This is a genomic window from Bradyrhizobium sp. 192, assembly GCF_023100965.1.
GTDB lineage: Bacteria > Pseudomonadota > Alphaproteobacteria > Rhizobiales > Xanthobacteraceae > Bradyrhizobium > Bradyrhizobium symbiodeficiens.
This window is the reverse complement of record NZ_CP064690.1, coordinates 6,507,206-6,523,009: the sequence shown is the minus strand read 5'-3', so window position 1 is coordinate 6,523,009 and position 15,804 is coordinate 6,507,206. Positions and strand designations below refer to the sequence as shown.

Annotated in this window: 16 protein-coding genes; 1 reads left to right on the top strand and 15 read right to left on the bottom strand. The window is 66.3% G+C overall.

Annotation, left to right across the window (positions count from 1 at the left end; translation table 11 throughout):
* Nucleotides 1-258 precede the first annotated feature (258 nt).
* Nucleotides 259-477, top strand: a complete 219-nt coding sequence (locus IVB24_RS30570) for a hypothetical protein (RefSeq protein WP_247770198.1) — start codon at nt 259-261, stop codon at nt 475-477.
* A 53-nt stretch (nt 478-530) separates the two neighbouring features.
* On the opposite strand, the gene IVB24_RS30565 is transcribed toward IVB24_RS30570, so the two are convergent.
* The 15 genes from IVB24_RS30565 to IVB24_RS30495 form a co-directional block, all read right to left on the bottom strand.
* On the bottom strand, nt 531-1,016 hold the full coding sequence (locus IVB24_RS30565; protein ID WP_247770197.1) for a hypothetical protein: 486 nt from the start codon (nt 1,014-1,016) through the stop codon (nt 531-533).
* A 195-nt stretch (nt 1,017-1,211) separates the two neighbouring features.
* The gene (locus tag IVB24_RS30560; protein WP_094974123.1) at nt 1,212-1,838 is read right to left on the bottom strand and encodes an NAD(P)H-dependent oxidoreductase; all 627 of its coding nucleotides are present in this window, start codon (nt 1,836-1,838) and stop codon (nt 1,212-1,214) included.
* Nucleotides 1,839-1,841: 3 nt separating this feature from the next.
* On the bottom strand, nt 1,842-3,416 hold the full coding sequence (locus tag IVB24_RS30555; RefSeq protein ID WP_247770196.1) for an isochorismatase family protein: 1,575 nt from the start codon (nt 3,414-3,416) through the stop codon (nt 1,842-1,844).
* 21 nt (nt 3,417-3,437) lie between these two features.
* Nucleotides 3,438-4,286: an N-acyl homoserine lactonase family protein gene (locus tag IVB24_RS30550; protein ID WP_094891173.1), complete on the bottom strand. Its 849-nt coding sequence runs from the start codon at nt 4,284-4,286 to the stop codon at nt 3,438-3,440.
* A gap of 30 nt (nt 4,287-4,316) precedes the next feature.
* Nucleotides 4,317-5,201, bottom strand: a complete 885-nt coding sequence (locus IVB24_RS30545) for an amidohydrolase family protein (RefSeq protein ID WP_247770195.1) — start codon at nt 5,199-5,201, stop codon at nt 4,317-4,319.
* Nucleotides 5,198-6,319: a VWA domain-containing protein gene (locus IVB24_RS30540; RefSeq protein ID WP_247770194.1), complete on the bottom strand. Its 1,122-nt coding sequence runs from the start codon at nt 6,317-6,319 to the stop codon at nt 5,198-5,200. Before IVB24_RS30540 ends, IVB24_RS30545 begins: the two co-directional genes overlap by 4 nt.
* Nucleotides 6,316-7,197, bottom strand: a complete 882-nt coding sequence (locus IVB24_RS30535; protein WP_140480732.1) for a MoxR family ATPase — start codon at nt 7,195-7,197, stop codon at nt 6,316-6,318. The genes IVB24_RS30540 and IVB24_RS30535 overlap by 4 nt, the downstream gene beginning before the upstream one ends.
* Nucleotides 7,198-7,207: 10 nt before the next feature.
* A complete protein-coding gene (locus IVB24_RS30530) occupies nt 7,208-8,230 on the bottom strand; it encodes a molybdopterin cofactor-binding domain-containing protein (protein WP_247770193.1) in 1,023 nt (340 codons plus the stop codon).
* A gap of 1 nt (nt 8,231) precedes the next feature.
* Nucleotides 8,232-9,824: a molybdopterin cofactor-binding domain-containing protein gene (locus IVB24_RS30525; protein ID WP_247770192.1), complete on the bottom strand. Its 1,593-nt coding sequence runs from the start codon at nt 9,822-9,824 to the stop codon at nt 8,232-8,234.
* Nucleotides 9,825-9,832: 8 nt separating this feature from the next.
* The gene (locus tag IVB24_RS30520) at nt 9,833-10,309 is read right to left on the bottom strand and encodes a (2Fe-2S)-binding protein (RefSeq protein WP_094974130.1); all 477 of its coding nucleotides are present in this window, start codon (nt 10,307-10,309) and stop codon (nt 9,833-9,835) included.
* Between the two features lie 5 nt (nt 10,310-10,314).
* Nucleotides 10,315-11,133, bottom strand: coding sequence for an FAD binding domain-containing protein (locus tag IVB24_RS30515; RefSeq protein ID WP_247770191.1), 819 nt, complete (start codon nt 11,131-11,133; stop codon nt 10,315-10,317).
* Between the two features lie 2 nt (nt 11,134-11,135).
* Nucleotides 11,136-11,579, bottom strand: a complete 444-nt coding sequence (locus IVB24_RS30510) for an SRPBCC family protein (RefSeq protein WP_166475815.1) — start codon at nt 11,577-11,579, stop codon at nt 11,136-11,138.
* 2 nt (nt 11,580-11,581) lie between these two features.
* Complete coding sequence (locus tag IVB24_RS30505; RefSeq protein ID WP_018643039.1) at nt 11,582-12,019, bottom strand: SRPBCC family protein; 438 nt, start codon at nt 12,017-12,019, stop codon at nt 11,582-11,584.
* Nucleotides 12,020-12,028: 9 nt separating this feature from the next.
* A complete protein-coding gene (locus IVB24_RS30500; RefSeq protein ID WP_247770190.1) occupies nt 12,029-14,944 on the bottom strand; it encodes a flotillin family protein in 2,916 nt (971 codons plus the stop codon).
* Nucleotides 14,945-14,969: 25 nt separating this feature from the next.
* Nucleotides 14,970-15,803 (bottom strand): phosphoenolpyruvate hydrolase family protein, encoded by an 834-nt coding sequence (locus tag IVB24_RS30495; RefSeq protein ID WP_247770189.1) that lies wholly within the window; start codon nt 15,801-15,803, stop codon nt 14,970-14,972.
* Between the last annotated feature and the right edge of the window lies 1 nt (nt 15,804).

Genomic DNA, 15,804 nt, shown 5'->3' with positions numbered 1-15,804 from the left:
GCCAGCGGCGGGCGTCTCGAAGGATGGCGAAAATCGCTGAAATATGCGATTGCCCTACGCAAAGATTGCCCTACGCAAAGAATGGGGTCCTTTGAGACCTGCCTGATTGTCCCGGATTTGATCCGGGTCAAGATTTCGACCCGTCTGTCCCATTATGATTTGATTTTCCGGTCGCCGCGGGCCACCCCACCCTCGGCAGCTCCTTTTTCCCGGGATGATGGCGTCAAACGAGCCGCGTGAAGACGCGGGAAGGAGTTCATGCCCACATATTATTTCGACGTGAAGGACGGTGTACCCGCCCGGGACAGGTCCGGACTGGAACTGGTGAGCGATGGTGCCGCCATCGTGCACAGCAAGAATCTCGCCGATAAGGTGCGCAGAGAGAAGCCGAAAGGCCATCCCGACCTGCAGGTCATCGTCATCGATGAGAGCGGCCGGGAAGTCCACCGCGAGCGAATTTATCCAGACGCCACCTGATCATTGGCCCGCCGCCACGAGAGCCGGGACCGCGATCATTCGGCCCGGCCGCATCATTTCTTCCTGCCGCTTCCGGATGGCGAAAAGATCTGATTGGCGGGCGGTTGCCCGCCGGTCGGAACGGAGATCGCAATGAAGCCGCGTCCCATTGAAGTGTGACAGGCGTTGCAGCCGTCGGTCAGCCCGCGCATGGAAACGGCGAACTTGCGATTGTCTCCCGTCGCGATCGCGTCCGCGATCGAGAGCAGCGGCTCCTTCATCGTGGTCACGTTGCTAATCGGAATTGCCGGGTAGAAAATGGCGGCTTCGGCCAAGCTGTTGGTCAATTGGCGCAATTCATACGCGGCGAGGTCCCAGTTTCCCGCCTTGCCTGCATGCCACAACTTGAGATGCTGAAGTTGGGCCATGCTCATGACCTCGACGAGGCGAGGCGCTTCTTGCTTGCTGTTCGCGGAGGGCGGGAAGTCGGATTGGGCGATCGCGGATGAGACCGCGCCCGCCGAAATCACCAGAACCGCGCACCAATTCTTCAGCGTCATCCGACCATTCCTTGCTGATTGGAAGCCTGAATATCAGGACCACGCTCCGTGCTCTTGCGGTGAATCAATCCTGCTGCGGTCGCCGCATTCCTGTGGGCGGAGCCGGGGCACGTCTATCGCCAAGCCCGACCAGGGGATGCGCAAGCCTCAGCACAAATCGGGCCTCCCTAGACGGGGGCCGGCGTTGCCAATTGCTCAAAAATTCGTGGCCATTGCGGCCAGACGTCGATGGGCCCTGTCCCGCGCGGCCTCGATCGGCTGCTGCGGTCCCGTGGTTGGCCCGATCGGCACGAAACGGACATTGTCGATGCCGATGAAGCGGAGGATGTCGCGCAGGTAAGGCGTCGCCATGTCGATGCGGCCGCGGTTCATGCCGGTGGCAAAGTCGCTGCCGCTGGCGAGAATCACCAGCGTCGGCCGGTCCTTGAGCAGCGGCAGATAGCCCTGCGAGGGGTCGAACCGGAACGTTAGCCCGGGCTGCACGATGATGTCGAACCACTGCTTGAGCTTGTAGGGAATGCCGAAGTTCCACATCGGCGTCGAGATCAGCACGCGATCGGCCAACGAGAACCGCAGCGCCATGCGCTCCGCCTCGGCAAAGCTGTCGCGCTGCGCGTCGTTGAAGGCTTGTCCGTTCAGCCGGGCATATTTGGCCTCGACGATGGGGCCAGAGAATTCCGGCATCCGCTCCCGCCAGAGGTCCATGACATCGAGGTCCCAGTCGGGCCGGGCCTGGCGAAAGCCGTCAAGAAAGACGCGCGCGCCGGCGGTCGACTCGGAGTCGGCGCGCGGTGAGCAGGAGAGGTGCAGGAGCTTTGCCACCGCTCATCTCAGCGCGTTGATGACGGCGTCTGCCCTCGTGACGATCGCGACGTTCTGCATGGCGAAGTTGATCGAGGCATTGTGCCACTCCGCGTTCATGGTCGAGCAGCAATCTTCGGGCACGATCATGAAGTAACCCTTGTCGGCCCCGGTGCGGGCGGTGTGCTCGACCGACATGTTGGTCCAGGCACCGGTGTTGATGATCATGTCGCGCCCGGTCGCCTTGAGGATTGTCTCGAGCCGCGTGCCTTCCCACGCGCTCATCCGCATCTTCTCGACGACGAAATCGCCTGGCCGCGGTTCGAGGCCGGAAACGGGCGCCGCGCCCCAGCTGCCGCGCACCATCGCTTTGCTGTCGACGAGACCCTCAAAAAGCGGCGCGTTCAGCGTCACGCCGGGCGCGCCCGGCTCGACCACGAACCAGACGTGGATGATGGCGACGCCGCGGGCCCGCGCGGTCTCCGCGAGGCGGCGGACATTCTCGACGACGTGCTGCTGCTTCGCATGTCCCGGCGCGCCGGACTCGGCGAAGGCGCCGCCATCCATGATGACGTCGTTCTGGAGGTCCTGGATGATCATGGCACAGCGCTGCGGATCGAGCCGCATGTCGCCATCGGCGAGGATCGGCGCCGCCGGCGAGGCGCTTGCCGCCTGGCCGCCGCCGCTTCTCCGGCCGCTCATATAAGGCTCATGCCGCGGGCCGACCTTGGTCGGAATGGCGTAGACCGAACGCGTCGAGGTCAGGTACAGCGTGCGGAAATCCGGTCCGCCCCAGGCGAGGTTGGCGACCATCTCGGGCACGCGGACCTTGCCGAGCAGCTCGCCGCGCGGCGAATAGACCCAGACGCCGCCGGGCGCGGTGACCCAGACATTGCCATGCTGGTCGCATTTCATGCCGTCGGGCAGGCCGGCCTCCAGCTCGGAGCGGATGCCGCTTGCGAACACCCGCGCATTCGACAGCGAGCCGTCGGCGTTGACGTCGAAGACGCGGATCAGCGCCTGCACGGTGTCGTTGACATAGAGCAGCGTCTCGTCCGGTGAGAAGCACAGCCCGTTCGGCTGGTCGAACAAATTTCGCTCGACCACGAGCTTCGGTTCGCTGCCGGGCACGAGACGATAAACGCCCTGGAAGCCGAGCTGGCGCGGCCGCTCGACGCCGTAGACCGGCATGCGGCCGTACCAAGGGTCCGAGAAATAGATCGCGCCGGAGGAGTGCACGCAGACGTCGTTCGGGCTGTTCAGCTCCTGACCCTGGAAATGCGAAGCCAGCACCTCGCGCCGCCCGTCCGGCCGTTCGCGGATCAGCGACGATGTCGCGTGCTCGCAGACGATCAGATTGAGCTCGGCATCATAGGTCATGCCGTTGCACTTGTTCGAGGGACGCTTGACCTCGGCCACACCGCGCCGCGCGTCCCAGCGACGGCGTACGTCGCCCGGCATGTCCGAGAACAGCAGATAGTGATCGACCGGATGCCAGATCGGCCCCTCCGTGAAGTCGAAGCCGGTGCCGACCTGCGCGACCGGCGCGTAGGGGTCCACCAGGGTTTCGAATTCGCTTCGCAAGGTGACGTGCGTCATCGGTCGATCCCTCCGATCATCTCAGGCCGGGAACCAGTTGCGTGCGGGCAAGGACTGCACGATCGGTCCGGGGACCTGATCGTGCAGGCGCCCGACGACGTTGCCGCCTTCGATCTTGGCGGGGCGGTCGTGCACCGGCAGCAGGTAGCGCGAATTGCTCAGCAGCTTCTTGATCGAGGCCTTCTCGGCGCGCTTGCTGGTGCCATGGTTGCCCGTCGTGCGCGGCTCCCAATCGTTGATCTCGTTGAAGGGCGTCACGATCTGGTCGTTGAAATCGTAGATCACGTCGCCGCAGATGGTGGCGATGCCGTCGGCGGTCTCGACGATGACGTTCATCGAGCCCTCGGTGTGCGCGTTGGCAGCGTCGCAATAGACCCCGGGCATCAGCTCGATCGGGCCGGTGATCTCGAGGTCGAGGAAGCGCAGCGCGCTCTTGGTGTGCAGGCGGTCGATCAGGTGCTTGATGTCGGGCGCCGGATATTGCGGATGCATCAGGCCGGAGACTGAATATTCGAGCTCCTTGCGGTTGAGCACGACGGTCGTGTTCATCGGGAACAGATCGTCCTTGCCGGCATGGTCGATGTGCAGATGGGTGTGGCAGACGAAGCGGACGTCGCCCATGCGCACGCCGTGGCGCGCGAGCTGGTTCTCGATCATGTTCTCGTGGTATTGCAGCCCGCGCATGCCCAGAGTCTCCATGATCTGGTTGGAGCGGTAGCCGGTGTCGACCACGACCGGATATTTCCCCCCGAGGATCAGGAAGCCGAGGGTGAGGACGCGGCGGGTGCGGCCGCAGTCGCGGCCGAGCACCAGAAAGCTCGATTCCAGTTCGATATCGCCATAGTCCAGGATCTTGATCTCCAACGCCATTCGTTGCCCTCCCTCATCTGTTTCTGTCTGTCAAATCCGGTAGACGCGCGTCGCGGTCGTCCTGAAGATGGCGTCCTGCTGCTCCGCGCTGAAGGGCGCGGCCGCCGTGCGAAAGGCGCCCACGAGCTCGCGATAGCTGGTCCACAATTTCTCGATCGGGAAGTTGGAGCCGAACAGGCAGCGCTCGGCGCCGAAGATCGCGACGGTGTCGGTGAGGACGGCGGCGATGTGCGCGGGATCGTTGCGATGGATGAAGGTGCCGAGCCCGGACAGTTTCGAGACGACGTTCGGACAGGCCGCAAGCCGGGCCATCCCGCTGCGCCACGTGGGGCGGCCGGAAGGCGAGAGATCCTCCAGCATGCCGGCATGCTGGAGGATGAAGGTCACGTCGGGGCAGGCCTCGGCCAGCGTTGCGGCGTCCGGCATCTGCGGAGCGAACACCTGCAGGTCAAAGCTCCAGCCGTAGTCGGCGAGACGCGCGACGTTGCGACGGATCATCGGATCGGCGCAGAGATCCGCCCGGGCCGCAAAGCGGTAGAGCGGGTTCTCGTGCCAGTGCAGCTGCATACGCACGCCGCGCACAAGTGGGTAGCGCTTCAGGCGATCGAGCTGCGGGCGGACGTCGTCCACGGAGAAGTCGGAATAGGCGACGATCGCGTGCGGCCAGCCGTGTTCGTCGGCAGTCTGCTGCACCCATGCGGCCTCGTCCTCGAAACGGTCGTTGGCCCAGTTGGTCTGCACATAGACCGATCGCGTGACGCCGGTGCCCTCGAGGTCATCGAGATATTCCTGGATCGGATAGTCGCGCCGGATCGGCTCATACGGGCCGAAGATGCGGGGCTGCATGGGACCGGTCAGCCAGGGCAGGTCGGCCTGCCGCCAGATATGATGATGGCCGTCGACAATGCCGGTCACGCCGCTCTCCTTCGTCCCAACGCCAGAATATGGGCGACGATCGATGCGCTCGAACCGCCGTCCACGAGGTCATCGACGAAGCGCTCGATCGTGACGAGCGCTTCGGTCTGCGGGCGGAAACCAGCGCTCGTCGCCAGCGGCGTCAGCCAGCTCAGGCGCCAGGCCCGCCGCGACAGCTTCGCGACGGCGTCGCGAAGTGCGTCGGTCTCGCCGCGCTCGAGTCCGTCGGAGACGATCACCACAGCGGCGCCGCGCGCGTAGCCGCCGAAGCGGGGCACGGCGAGGAAAGCTTGAAGTGCGTCGCCGATGCGGGTGCCGCCGTCCCAGTCGCTGACCAGATGCGCGGCGGCGTTCATGGCCTGCTCGCGGCGCTTCAGCCGCAGCGGGCGGGTGATGCGGGTCAGCCGCGTGCCGAAGGTGAACACCTCGACATTGGGGGCCGCCTGCACCAGCGCATGCGCGAGCCTCAAGTTCTCTTCGGTGCGGCTCTTCATCGATCCCGAAACGTCGATCAGCAGCAGCATCTTGCGCGGGCGCTGGCGCCGCTTCATGTGGCCGAGCCGCAGGATCTCGCCGTCGCTGCGGACAGAGTCGCGCAAGGTGCGGCGGAGATCGGCAAACGGGCCGCGTCGGGCGCGCATGCGGCGATGGCCGCGCCGCCGAGGCAACCGCCGCGGCGCCTCCCGTGCCAGGCGGCGCAATGCATCCGTGCTCGATGTCGCCCCAAAACGGCGCTCGACCAGCGCCTCGCTTCGGGTCGCGGTGAGACCGGACTCGTTGGCCTCATCGGAGAGAAGCGGTTCCTCATCACCGCGGCCTTCCTCCTGAAGCCGGACGGTCTCGTCGTCTTCGCCGTCCGGGGTGCGCTCGATGGCCTCGCTGCCGCGGAAATGCAGGTCGAACAGCCGGTCGAAGGTCGCGCGACGTTCGGGCGGGGGAGCCAGTGTGGCCAGTGCGGCTTGCCTGATGTGCTCAATGCTGCGCGGGCCGAGCAGCTCGATTGCGGCCATGAACGTCGTCGTCTGTTCCGGCGCGACGGCAAAGCCGTTCGCGCGCAGCAGCGGGACGAAGGCGACGAAGATGCGCGCGGCGCGCGGGAGCTGCGGCTCGGTGTTCATGCGGTCACCTCCGCGAGCATGGCATCGAGCCGCGGCGAGATGAAATGCAGATCCTCTTCGTCCTTCAGCGCCACCCCGATCGAGCGCTTGAACGCATCCGGCCAGCGCGCGCCGCCGTTATGCAGCAGCGTCGCCGCCTCCGCCCAGTCGACGGCCTCGGCAATGCCGGGCGCCTTGCTCAGGGGCTCGCGCCGCAATCTCTCGACGGCCGCGACGACGGCGCGGGCGGTGGCCTCGGCGACGCTGGAGGCGCGCATCATGATGATCCGCGCCTCGCGCTCCGCGGTCGGATAGTCGATCCAGTGATAGACGCAGCGACGTCGCAAGGCCTCGTGCAGATCGCGCGTCCGGTTCGATGTCAGCACGACCACGGGGCGTTCGGCGGCGCGCACCGTGCCGCGCTCGGGAATCGAGATCTGGAAGTCGGAGAGGAATTCCAGCAGGAAGGCCTCGAACTCCTGATCGGCGCGGTCGATTTCGTCGATCAGCAGCACGGTGGAGTCGGGCGCGCGGAGCGTGGCGAGCATGGGACGCTCGATCAGGAAGGTCTCGCCATAGATGTCGATGCTCTCGTCGCCGGCCTGGCGGATCGCCAGCATCTGGCGCGGGTAGTTCCACTCATAGAGTGCGGCAGAGGCGTCGATGCCCTCGTAGCATTGCAGGCGGATCAGGCGCCGGCCGAGCACGGCAGCGATCGCTTTCGCCGCCTCCGTCTTGCCGACGCCCGGCGCGCCTTCGAGCAGCAGGGGCTTGCCGAGCGCGAGGCCGAGATAGGCTGATGTCGCAAGGCCCTCGTCGGCGAGGTAATAAGCCGCGCGCAGCGCCTTCTCCAAGGCCTCCGGGCTGTCGATGCCGACGATGTTGCTGCGAACTGCCACGGTCGATCCTCTAGCGCCGCGCCTGCGGCCGCGCGCCGCCCTGGGCCTTGATTGCGCGAAGCACCTTTTCGGGCGTGATCGGCAGGTCGTCGATGCGCACGCCGACGGCGTTGAAGATCGCATTGGCGACGGCCGGCAGCACCGGGTTGGCGCACATCTCGCCGGGACCTTTGGCGCCGAACGGACCATCGGGGGCGGGGCGTTCCAGCACCGCGATGTCGTGCGGGCAGATGTCGCCCGGACCTGGCATCAGATATTCGACGAAGTCGCGCGGGCCGTGCGCGAGTTCGGGATAGTGCGGCTCGGTCGTCTCGTAAAGCGCGTGGCTGACGCCCATCCAGGCGCCGCCGACCAGCTGCTGCTCGACCAGACGTGGGTTCAGCGCGCGGCCGAGCTCGTAGGCCGAATCCATCCGCACCATCGCGACCTCGCCGGTCTCGTCGTCGACATCGACCTCGGCGACCAGGCAGGCATGGGCGTAACAGGTCGCCGGCGACATCTCGCCGGTCTCCGGATCGACGTTGGAGAGGGGAACGAGGAAGATGCCGCGGCCGGAGATGGTCTTTCCCTGCTTGAACTGCGCGGCAATCGCGACGTCCTTGGTCGAGATCGAGCGATGCGGTGCGCCCTTGACATGGATGTTGCCGCGGCCGTCGGTTTCGAGATCGGCAGCGTTGACTTCGAGCTCCTCGGCTGCAGCCTCCATCATCACGCCGCGCGCTTCGCGAGCCGCGGCCATCACGGCATTGCCGACGCGATGCGTTCCGCGCGAGGCGAACGAGCCCATGCAATGCGGGCCGGTGTCGGAATCCGCCGTGTCGACATAGACGTCCTCGACCGGCACTCCCAGCGTCTCGGCGCAGATCTGCCGCGTCACCGATTTCATGCCCTGGCCCAAGTCGATCGACGACAGCGCCACCGTGAACTTGCCGCTGGGATTGGAGTGAACCAGGGCCTGGCTTGGATCGCCGCCAAGGTTCATGCCGATGGGATAGTTGATCGACGCCATGCCGCGTCCGCGATGCCGGGTCATGTCAGCGTCTCCTGGTGCCGAACACCGATGAGAACCGCGTCGCACCGTGGGATGGCGCGGCCGGACGCGGCGGCGGAGGCGGCGGTGTCGGTGGGGGCGGATCACGCGGCGGTTCCCGCGTTGCGGTCACCGTCGCGCGGTCATAGCTCGTGCGTTGCTGCGCAGGCGCAGCCGGACGCGCGCGCGGATCCGTTGGCGTCGGCGGAATCGCCGCGCGGCTGCCGCCGCCGTCCTTGCGCGAGGAAGCGCGCTTGAACTCGTCGCGGATCGGCCATTTGGCCTTTTCGGCCGCGACCTGAACGCATTCGATCAGTGCGGTGTTCTTGGCCTCGCGCCGGTGCGCCTTCATGTCGCCGTCGCGATAGGCGTTGAGAATGCGAAACTCCATCGGGTCCATGCCGACGAGGTTCGCGAGCTTGTCCGTCTGGCATTCGATTGCAAAATCCATCGCGGTGACGCCGAAGCCGCGCATGGCGGTCGCGGGCGTGCGGTTGGTGAAGACGCAGTAGACGTCGCCATAGACGTTCGGGATGGTGTAGGGGCCCGGCAGATGTGCCGCGCACTTCACCGCGGCGTAGCTCGACAGCCGCGTATAGGCGCCGCTGTCGAAATAAGCGTGGATCTTGCGGGCGACGATGCGGCCGTCGCGCATCACGCCGTCCTTGATGTAGATGCGTTCGGCGCCGCGCGGCGGCCCATACTGCATCTCCTCCTCGCGTCCGAACACGTAGCGCACGGGGCGTCCCGTCAGCATCGCGCCGAGGATGGCGAGCGGCTCGGTCAAGGTGTCGACCTTGCCGCCGAAGCCGCCGCCGACGGTGCCGCCGATGAAGTGGAAGGTGTTGGAGGGCACGTCCAGGATCTTGGCGCAAGTGTCGACCGAGAAGAACAGTGCCTGGGTCGAGGTGTAGACGACGTAACGGCCGTTGGTGTCGGGCGCCGCAATGGCGCCGTTGGTCTCGGTCGGCGCGTGTTCGATCGGCGACATCTGGTAGCGCTGCTCCAGCACGTGATCGGCGCTCGCGAGCGCCGCATCGGCATCGCCGAAGCGCAGGCGCTGATGGTCGTAGGCGTCGTGATAGATGAACGCGTTCTTCGGATAGGTCTCGTTGACCACGGGCGCACCGGGCTTCAGCGCATCCTCGACGTCGAATACGGTCGGCAGGGGTTCGTAATCGACCTTGACCTTCGCGATCGCCTCGAACGCTTCGCGCTCGCTGTCGGCAACGATCGCGAGGATCGGCTCGCCCTTGTAGCGGACCTTGTCGACCGCGAGCGACGGCTCGTCGTCCTTGCCGAAGTTGATCAGGCTGAGCAAGGTGTTGAGATTGACCGGCACGTCGGTGCCGCGAATGACGCGTCGCACGCCGGCCGAACGTTCGGCCTCGGCCGTATCGATGCGGCGGATCCTTGCATGCGCCTGTGTCGAGCGCACGACCTTCAGGTGCAGCATGCCCTGCAGCTTGTGGTCGTTGAAATAGCTCGACGTCCCCGTGACATGGCCGAGCATGTCCTGGCGCTGGGTGCCCTTGCCGATTTCATTGAGATTATCGTCGCGCTCGTCGGCGAAGATGTCCTTGCGAAGTTCCAGCATGTTTGACCTCAGGCGCTGACCCGGCCGCCGGCGGCAGCCAGGATGGCGTTGATGATCGGCTCGTAGCCGGTGCAGCGGCAGATATTGCCGGAGATGGCCTCGACGACTTCGTCGCGGCTCGGCGAGGGATTGCGGTCGAGCAGCGCCTTTGCCGCCATCAGCATTCCCGGCGTGCAATAGCCGCACTGGGCCGCGAAATGGTCGGCGAAGGCGCGCTGCAGCGGGTGCAAATTCGGGCCCTGCTTCATGCCGTCGAGCGTCTCGATCGAACGGCCGCCCACGGTCTCCGCCAGCGTCAGGCAGGAGAGATGAAGCTCGCCGTCGATCAGCACGCTGCAGGTGCCGCAGCCGCCCTGGCCGCAGCCGAATTTCGGCGTCATGTCGCCGATCAGCTCGCGGAGCGCGACCAGCAGATTGGTGCCGCCATCGACGAAAATCGCGACGTCGCGGCCGTTGTGACGAAATTGCAGGGGGATCTTGGACATGGGCCCTATTCCTGTCCCGACAGCAGGCGCCGCAGGTGGACGCCGACGATCTCGCGGCGATACCAGGCGCTGCCGAGCGCGTTGTCGGATGGCGATGTTCCTTCGGCTGCAGCGGATGCGGCCGCCGCAATGGTCGTGGCATCCAGCGAACGGCCCTCCAGCGCACGCTCGGCGGCACGGGCACGGATCTGGGTCGGCGCCATCGATCCCAGCGCGATCCGGGCGCCTGCAATTCGTCCGCCACTGATCGGCAGATGCGCCGCCAGCGTGACGACCGAGCCGCCCTTCGGCTTGATGCGGGCGATCTTGCGATAGCGGAACGCTTCGCTGCTCGCCGGCCGGGTGCAGGAGACCGACACCACCAAGGTTCCCGCCTGCCGGTCGCGCGCCTGCAAGAACTCCTCGATCGGGATGTCGCGTGACCCAAAGCCGCCCGCGCCCGCGACGGTCGCATCGAGTGCCAGCAGCGCGACGGTGAAATCACCATAGGGACTGGGTGCGAAGAGATTGCCGCCGACCGTGCCCATGTTGCGGACGGCGGGACCGCCGATCGAGCGGGCGGGCGCGTGCAGGAAGGCGAGGTCGCGCTCGGCAAGGACGCGCGCGAAGGTAACGCCGGCGCCGAGCGTGACGCGCGGGCCGGAGGCGTCGATCCTGGTCAGCGCCTGGTCCTGGGCGCGGATGACGGTCGCGACCGCCACATCGCCCTCGTTCAGCGCGCGCATCACCAGCGTGCCGCCGCCGAGATAGCGCGCGCTGCGGTCCGAGGACAGCGCCCCGGCCGCTTCGCTTGCGCTTGCAAACGTCTTCACTGTCACGGCCATGATTATGCGGCCTCCTTCAGATGGCGGCGGATCGCCTCGAACCCGGCCTGGTAAATGTCTTCGGCGACCATAAGCGTGATGCGGTCGCGATCTTCCGGCTTGGTGGTGAAGCGGGACTCCCATTGCCAGAAGGTGCGGTCGCCGTCGGTGACCGGCAGCAGTCGGACATGGGCGACGTAGTTGAACATCGGCATCGGCGTATCGAGCAGGCAATAGCTGAAGGACTGTTCGAGATCCGACAGCGCCAGCAACTGTTCGCGCAGCTCGGAGCCGTCGTTGAGCTTGAACCGCCTGATGCAGCCGATCCTGTCGGAGGACTGCGCGCGCTCGATCGAGGACGTCGCGACAACCGGGTGCCAACGATCGTGCCCGTTGAAATCGCGCAGCACGGTCCACACCGCATCGGTCGGTGCATCCAGGATCGTGCTCTTGACGACATGCGGCACGGCTAGCCTCCGAACACGCGCTTGAGCGCATCGAACCCGCCCTGGAAAACGCCGCCGCCGATATTGCTGACGAGCTCGGTCTCCCGCTCCGGCGCGCAGTCGAACTCCGCGGTCCATTCCATGAAGGTCTGATCGCCGTCGGTGACGGGGGTCAGCCGCAGGGTTGCGACGTAGTTCTCGACACCCATCGGGGATTCCAGGATCGAATAGGTGCAGAACATGTCGTAGTCGGAGAGGCCAAGCAGCTTTTCGCGGATGCGATCGCCGTTGCGCAGGCGAAAATCTCGCACACAACCGATCTTGTCCGAGGGCTCGCCGCCCTCGATACGGCTTTCGGCGATCGCCGGATGCCAGTTCGGCAGGCCGTTGAAATCGCGGACCCGCGCCCAGACGCGGTCGTTGCGGGCATTGACGACGGTGGAGACGTAAACGCGAGCCATGGCGCGACCTCAGCTCTTCTTCCGCGGCCCGCGATCGGCCGGCGGTTCGCCACCTTCGGCCGAGGGGGCTGGTGAGGCCGCCGGCTTCTCGCCGCCACCTCCGCCCCCGCCGCCCTTGCGCGCGGCTTCCTTGATGCCTTGCATGTCGCGGGCCTCGCGGATCAGGCCCGGCATTTTGGAGAGGCTGCCGCCTTCGACGCCGATGTCGGCGAGGATCGAGTCGATCAACGGCGCCTGAACGCGATAGCGCAGGGCGGAATCGATGACCTCGTCGGTGGCGCTGCGGCCGCCATTGCCACTATTGCCATTGCCGTTGAGGCCGTCGACTTGGAGGATGCGGATGCCCTCGATCTTCTCCATCGGCTTGACGCTCTCGCGCACGATGCCCTCGATCCGGTCGAGCAGCTTGCGGCGGAACAGCGAGTAGCGGGCTTGATCGGTCAGCACGTTCTCGGCTTCGTTGAGCATCCGCTGCGCCTCGGCTTCGACGGTCGCGCGCACGCGCTCGGCCTCGGCCGCGATGCGGGTCTCCTCCGCCTGCTTCTCCGCCAGCAACACCTCGATCGTCTTGCGCCGCTTGGCGATCTCGCTCTCTCGCGCGGTGACGACACGCTCGGTGGCTTCCGTCGCGCGCATCCGGGCTTCCTCGGCCGACGCCTTGGCGGCGGACTCTTCCAGGGACTTCAGATGAATGGCGATGGCCTTCTCCATCAGGACGGTCTCGACCTCCTTCTCGCGATTGACCTCGAGCTTGCGCAGCTCGCGCTCGCGGCCGACGCGGGCTTCGTCGAGGCCCCGATCGGATGCAATCCGTGCGCGTTCGACCTCCTCGCGCGAGGCGATCTCGGCCTCTTGCAAGGATTGAACGCGGGCGACCTCGAGTTGCTCGATCGAGCGGCGCCGCTCGATGCGAGCCGCTTCCAGCGCCTGCTCGCGCGAGACGTCAGTGGTCTCGACCTCCTTGCGCGCCACGATTTCGGCCTGCCGGACCTGGCGGTCGGCATCGATCCGCTCGGACTTCTTGGTCGACAGCGCGATGACGCGGTCCTCGTCGGCGATCTCGATCGCCTTCTTCTGCTCGATATTGAGCACCTCGCGCTTCTTCGAGGAATTGATCCGTTCGGCCTCCAGCGCCAGATCGACCGTGATGCGTTGGCGCTCGATGGCGTCGCGCCGCTTCAACTCGGCTGCCTCCAGCACGCCGGTGCGCTCGATTTCGAGCGAGCGGGTGTCGCGCTCGGCCTGGATGCGCTCGGCCGCAACCGCCTTCTCCTGGGCGATGCGGGCTGCCTCGATCGCCTCGCGGGAGGCGATGTCGGCTTCCTCGACGGCGCGGTTGCGGGCGATTTCCAGCGAGCGCACGCGCTCCTCCTGGGCAATGCGTGAGGCCTCCGTGGTCTCGCGCGCGGCGATGCCGGCGACGTCGAGCGCCTGGTTGCGCTCGATCTCCAGCTGCCGCGTGTTCTGCTCGGCGGCGATGCGCTCCGCGGAGAGTGTCCGCTCGCGGGCGATGCGGGCGGCCTCGACCGCGCGCTGCGCCTCGATCTCGGCTTCCTGGATGGTGCGCACCTGCTGGATCTCCAGCGCGCGGGTCCTTTCGTCCGAGGAGATACGCTCGACATTGACGATCAGCGTCTGGGCGATGCGGGCCTTCTCGGTCGCCTCGCGCGCGGCGATCTCGGCCTCGTCAACGGCGCGGGTGCGCTCGATCTCGCGGCGACGCGTCTCCTCCTCGTTGGCGATGCGGGCGTCGGTGATGACGCGATCCTGCTGGATCCTGGCCTTTTCGATCGCTTCGCGCGCAGCGATCTCGGCTTCCTCGACCGTGCGCATCCGCTCGATCTCGCGCTGGCGGACCTCGCGCTCGGAGGCGATCCGCGTGGTGTCGATCGAACGCTGGTTGGCGATCCGGGTCTTCTCGATCTCCTCGCGTGCCAGCAGCTCCTTTTCCTCGATGGTGCGGGTCCGCTCGATCTCCTTCTGGCGGGTCTCGCGCTCGGAGGCGATGCGGGCCTCCGCGATCGCCTGGTCATTGGCGATGCGGGCGCGCTCGATGGTCTCACGCGCGGAGATCTGCGCCTGTTCTGCCTCGGTCTCGCGCAGCGCGCGCTCGCGGGCGACTTCCGTGCGCTGGAGCGCGCGGCGCATCTCGATGTCGCGTTCCTGCTCCAGCCGCGCGGTCTCGCTCTCGCGCTCGATCTCCAGAGCTTGCCGTTCGGCCTCCAGATTGCGGGTGCGGATCCTGATCATCGAGTCCTGCTCGATGTCGTTGCGCAGCTTCCGCTTGGCCTCGATGTCCTGCATCAGCTGGGTCAGGCCTTCGGCGTCGAACCGGTTCGAGGGGTTGAAGAATTCGAGATCGGTCTGGTCGAGATCGGTGATGGCGACCGATTCCAGCTCAAGGCCGTTCTGGGCGAGGGCCTCCGTCGCGTTGGCCTTGAGGCGGGCGACATACTCGCCACGCTGCTCGTGCATCTGCTCCAGCGTCATTTCGGAAGCAACCGAGCGGATTGCCGAGATGAACTTGCCGGCGAGGAGGGCGTGGAGCTGCTCGGGCTCCATGGTGCGGCGGCCGAGCGTGGCGGCTGCGATCGACACGGCCTCGCGGGTCGCCTGCACGCGGACATAGAAGTCGGCCTCGATGTCGACGCGCATGCGGTCGCGGGTGATCACGGCGTCCTGCTTGGACCGCACGATGCCCATCGGCAGCACGTTCATGTTGACCGGCGTGTAATCGTGGATGAACGGCATCACGAAGGCGCCGCCATTGATCACCACGCGTTCGCCGAGGAAACCGGTGCGGACGAACGAGGTCTCCTTGGAGGAGCGGTGATAGAGCCAATTCACGATGTAGACGCCGACCACGATCACGACGATCGCGACGATCAGCCAGAGGATCAATTCACCGACCAGATTGCCCGACATCTATTCCTCCCTCGTACCTTCGGCGTTATCGCGCGCCGATCGCCTTGAATTGACGCACCTGTTCCGTCAGCGCCCGTTCCACCGGCAGCCGCTCCATCGAGGAGGCGCCGTAGAAGCCGTGGCAATGGCGGGTGTTCTTCATGATGAAATCGGCGTCGGCGGGATCCGCGATCGGGCCGCCATGCGCCAGCACCAGGATCTCAGGATTGACGCTGAGCGCAGCGGAAGCCCAGGTGTCGATCCGGGCGGGACAGTCCTCGAGCTTCGGTGCCGTCTGCGCGCCGATCGAGCCGCCGGTCGTCAGCCCCATGTGACAGACGACGATGTCGGCGCCGGCGATCGCCATCGCGGCGGCCTCCTTCTCGCTGAACACATAGGGCGTCGTCAGCATGTCCTTGTCGTGCGCCTTGGCGATCATGTCGATCTCGAGCGCATAGGACATGCCGGTCTCTTCGAGATTGGCGCGGAACGTGCCGTCGATCAGGCCGACGGTCGGAAAATTCTGCACGCCGGCGAATCCGAGCGCCTTCAGCTGGTCGAGGAAGACGTCCATGTCGCGGAACGGATCGGTGCCGTTGACGCCCGCGAGCACCGGCGTCCTCGTGACCACGGGCAGCACTTCGCCGGCCATTTCCAGCACGATGGCATTGGCGTCGCCGTAGGCCATCAGGCCGGCGAGCGAGCCGCGGCCGGCCATGCGGTAGCGGCCGGAATTGTAGATCACGATGAGATCGACGCCGCCGGCCTCCTCGCATTTGGCTGACAGCCCGGTGCCGGCCCCGCCGCCGACGATCGGCTCGCCGCGCTTCGCCATCTCGCGGAACCTCTTCAGCAGTGCTGCGCGTTCAAACCTGGCCATC

What these genes read in the sequence shown, in the direction of transcription:
- IVB24_RS30570 (WP_247770198.1), top strand. Translation starts at nt 259, where the DNA reads ATGCCCACATATTATTTCGACGTGAAGGACGGTGTACCCGCCCGGGAC.
- IVB24_RS30565 (WP_247770197.1), bottom strand. Translation starts at nt 1,016, where the DNA reads ATGACGCTGAAGAATTGGTGCGCGGTTCTGGTGATTTCGGCGGGCGCG.
- IVB24_RS30555 (WP_247770196.1), bottom strand. Translation starts at nt 3,416, where the DNA reads ATGACGCACGTCACCTTGCGAAGCGAATTCGAAACCCTGGTGGACCCC.
- IVB24_RS30550 (WP_094891173.1), bottom strand. Translation starts at nt 4,286, where the DNA reads ATGGCGTTGGAGATCAAGATCCTGGACTATGGCGATATCGAACTGGAA.
- IVB24_RS30540 (WP_247770194.1), bottom strand. Translation starts at nt 6,319, where the DNA reads ATGAACACCGAGCCGCAGCTCCCGCGCGCCGCGCGCATCTTCGTCGCC.
- IVB24_RS30530 (WP_247770193.1), bottom strand. Translation starts at nt 8,230, where the DNA reads ATGACCCGGCATCGCGGACGCGGCATGGCGTCGATCAACTATCCCATC.
- IVB24_RS30525 (WP_247770192.1), bottom strand. Translation starts at nt 9,824, where the DNA reads ATGCTGGAACTTCGCAAGGACATCTTCGCCGACGAGCGCGACGATAAT.
- IVB24_RS30520 (WP_094974130.1), bottom strand. Translation starts at nt 10,309, where the DNA reads ATGTCCAAGATCCCCCTGCAATTTCGTCACAACGGCCGCGACGTCGCG.
- IVB24_RS30515 (WP_247770191.1), bottom strand. Translation starts at nt 11,133, where the DNA reads ATGGCCGTGACAGTGAAGACGTTTGCAAGCGCAAGCGAAGCGGCCGGG.
- IVB24_RS30505 (WP_018643039.1), bottom strand. Translation starts at nt 12,019, where the DNA reads ATGGCTCGCGTTTACGTCTCCACCGTCGTCAATGCCCGCAACGACCGC.
- IVB24_RS30500 (WP_247770190.1), bottom strand. Translation starts at nt 14,944, where the DNA reads ATGTCGGGCAATCTGGTCGGTGAATTGATCCTCTGGCTGATCGTCGCG.
- IVB24_RS30495 (WP_247770189.1), bottom strand. Translation starts at nt 15,803, where the DNA reads ATGGCCAGGTTTGAACGCGCAGCACTGCTGAAGAGGTTCCGCGAGATG.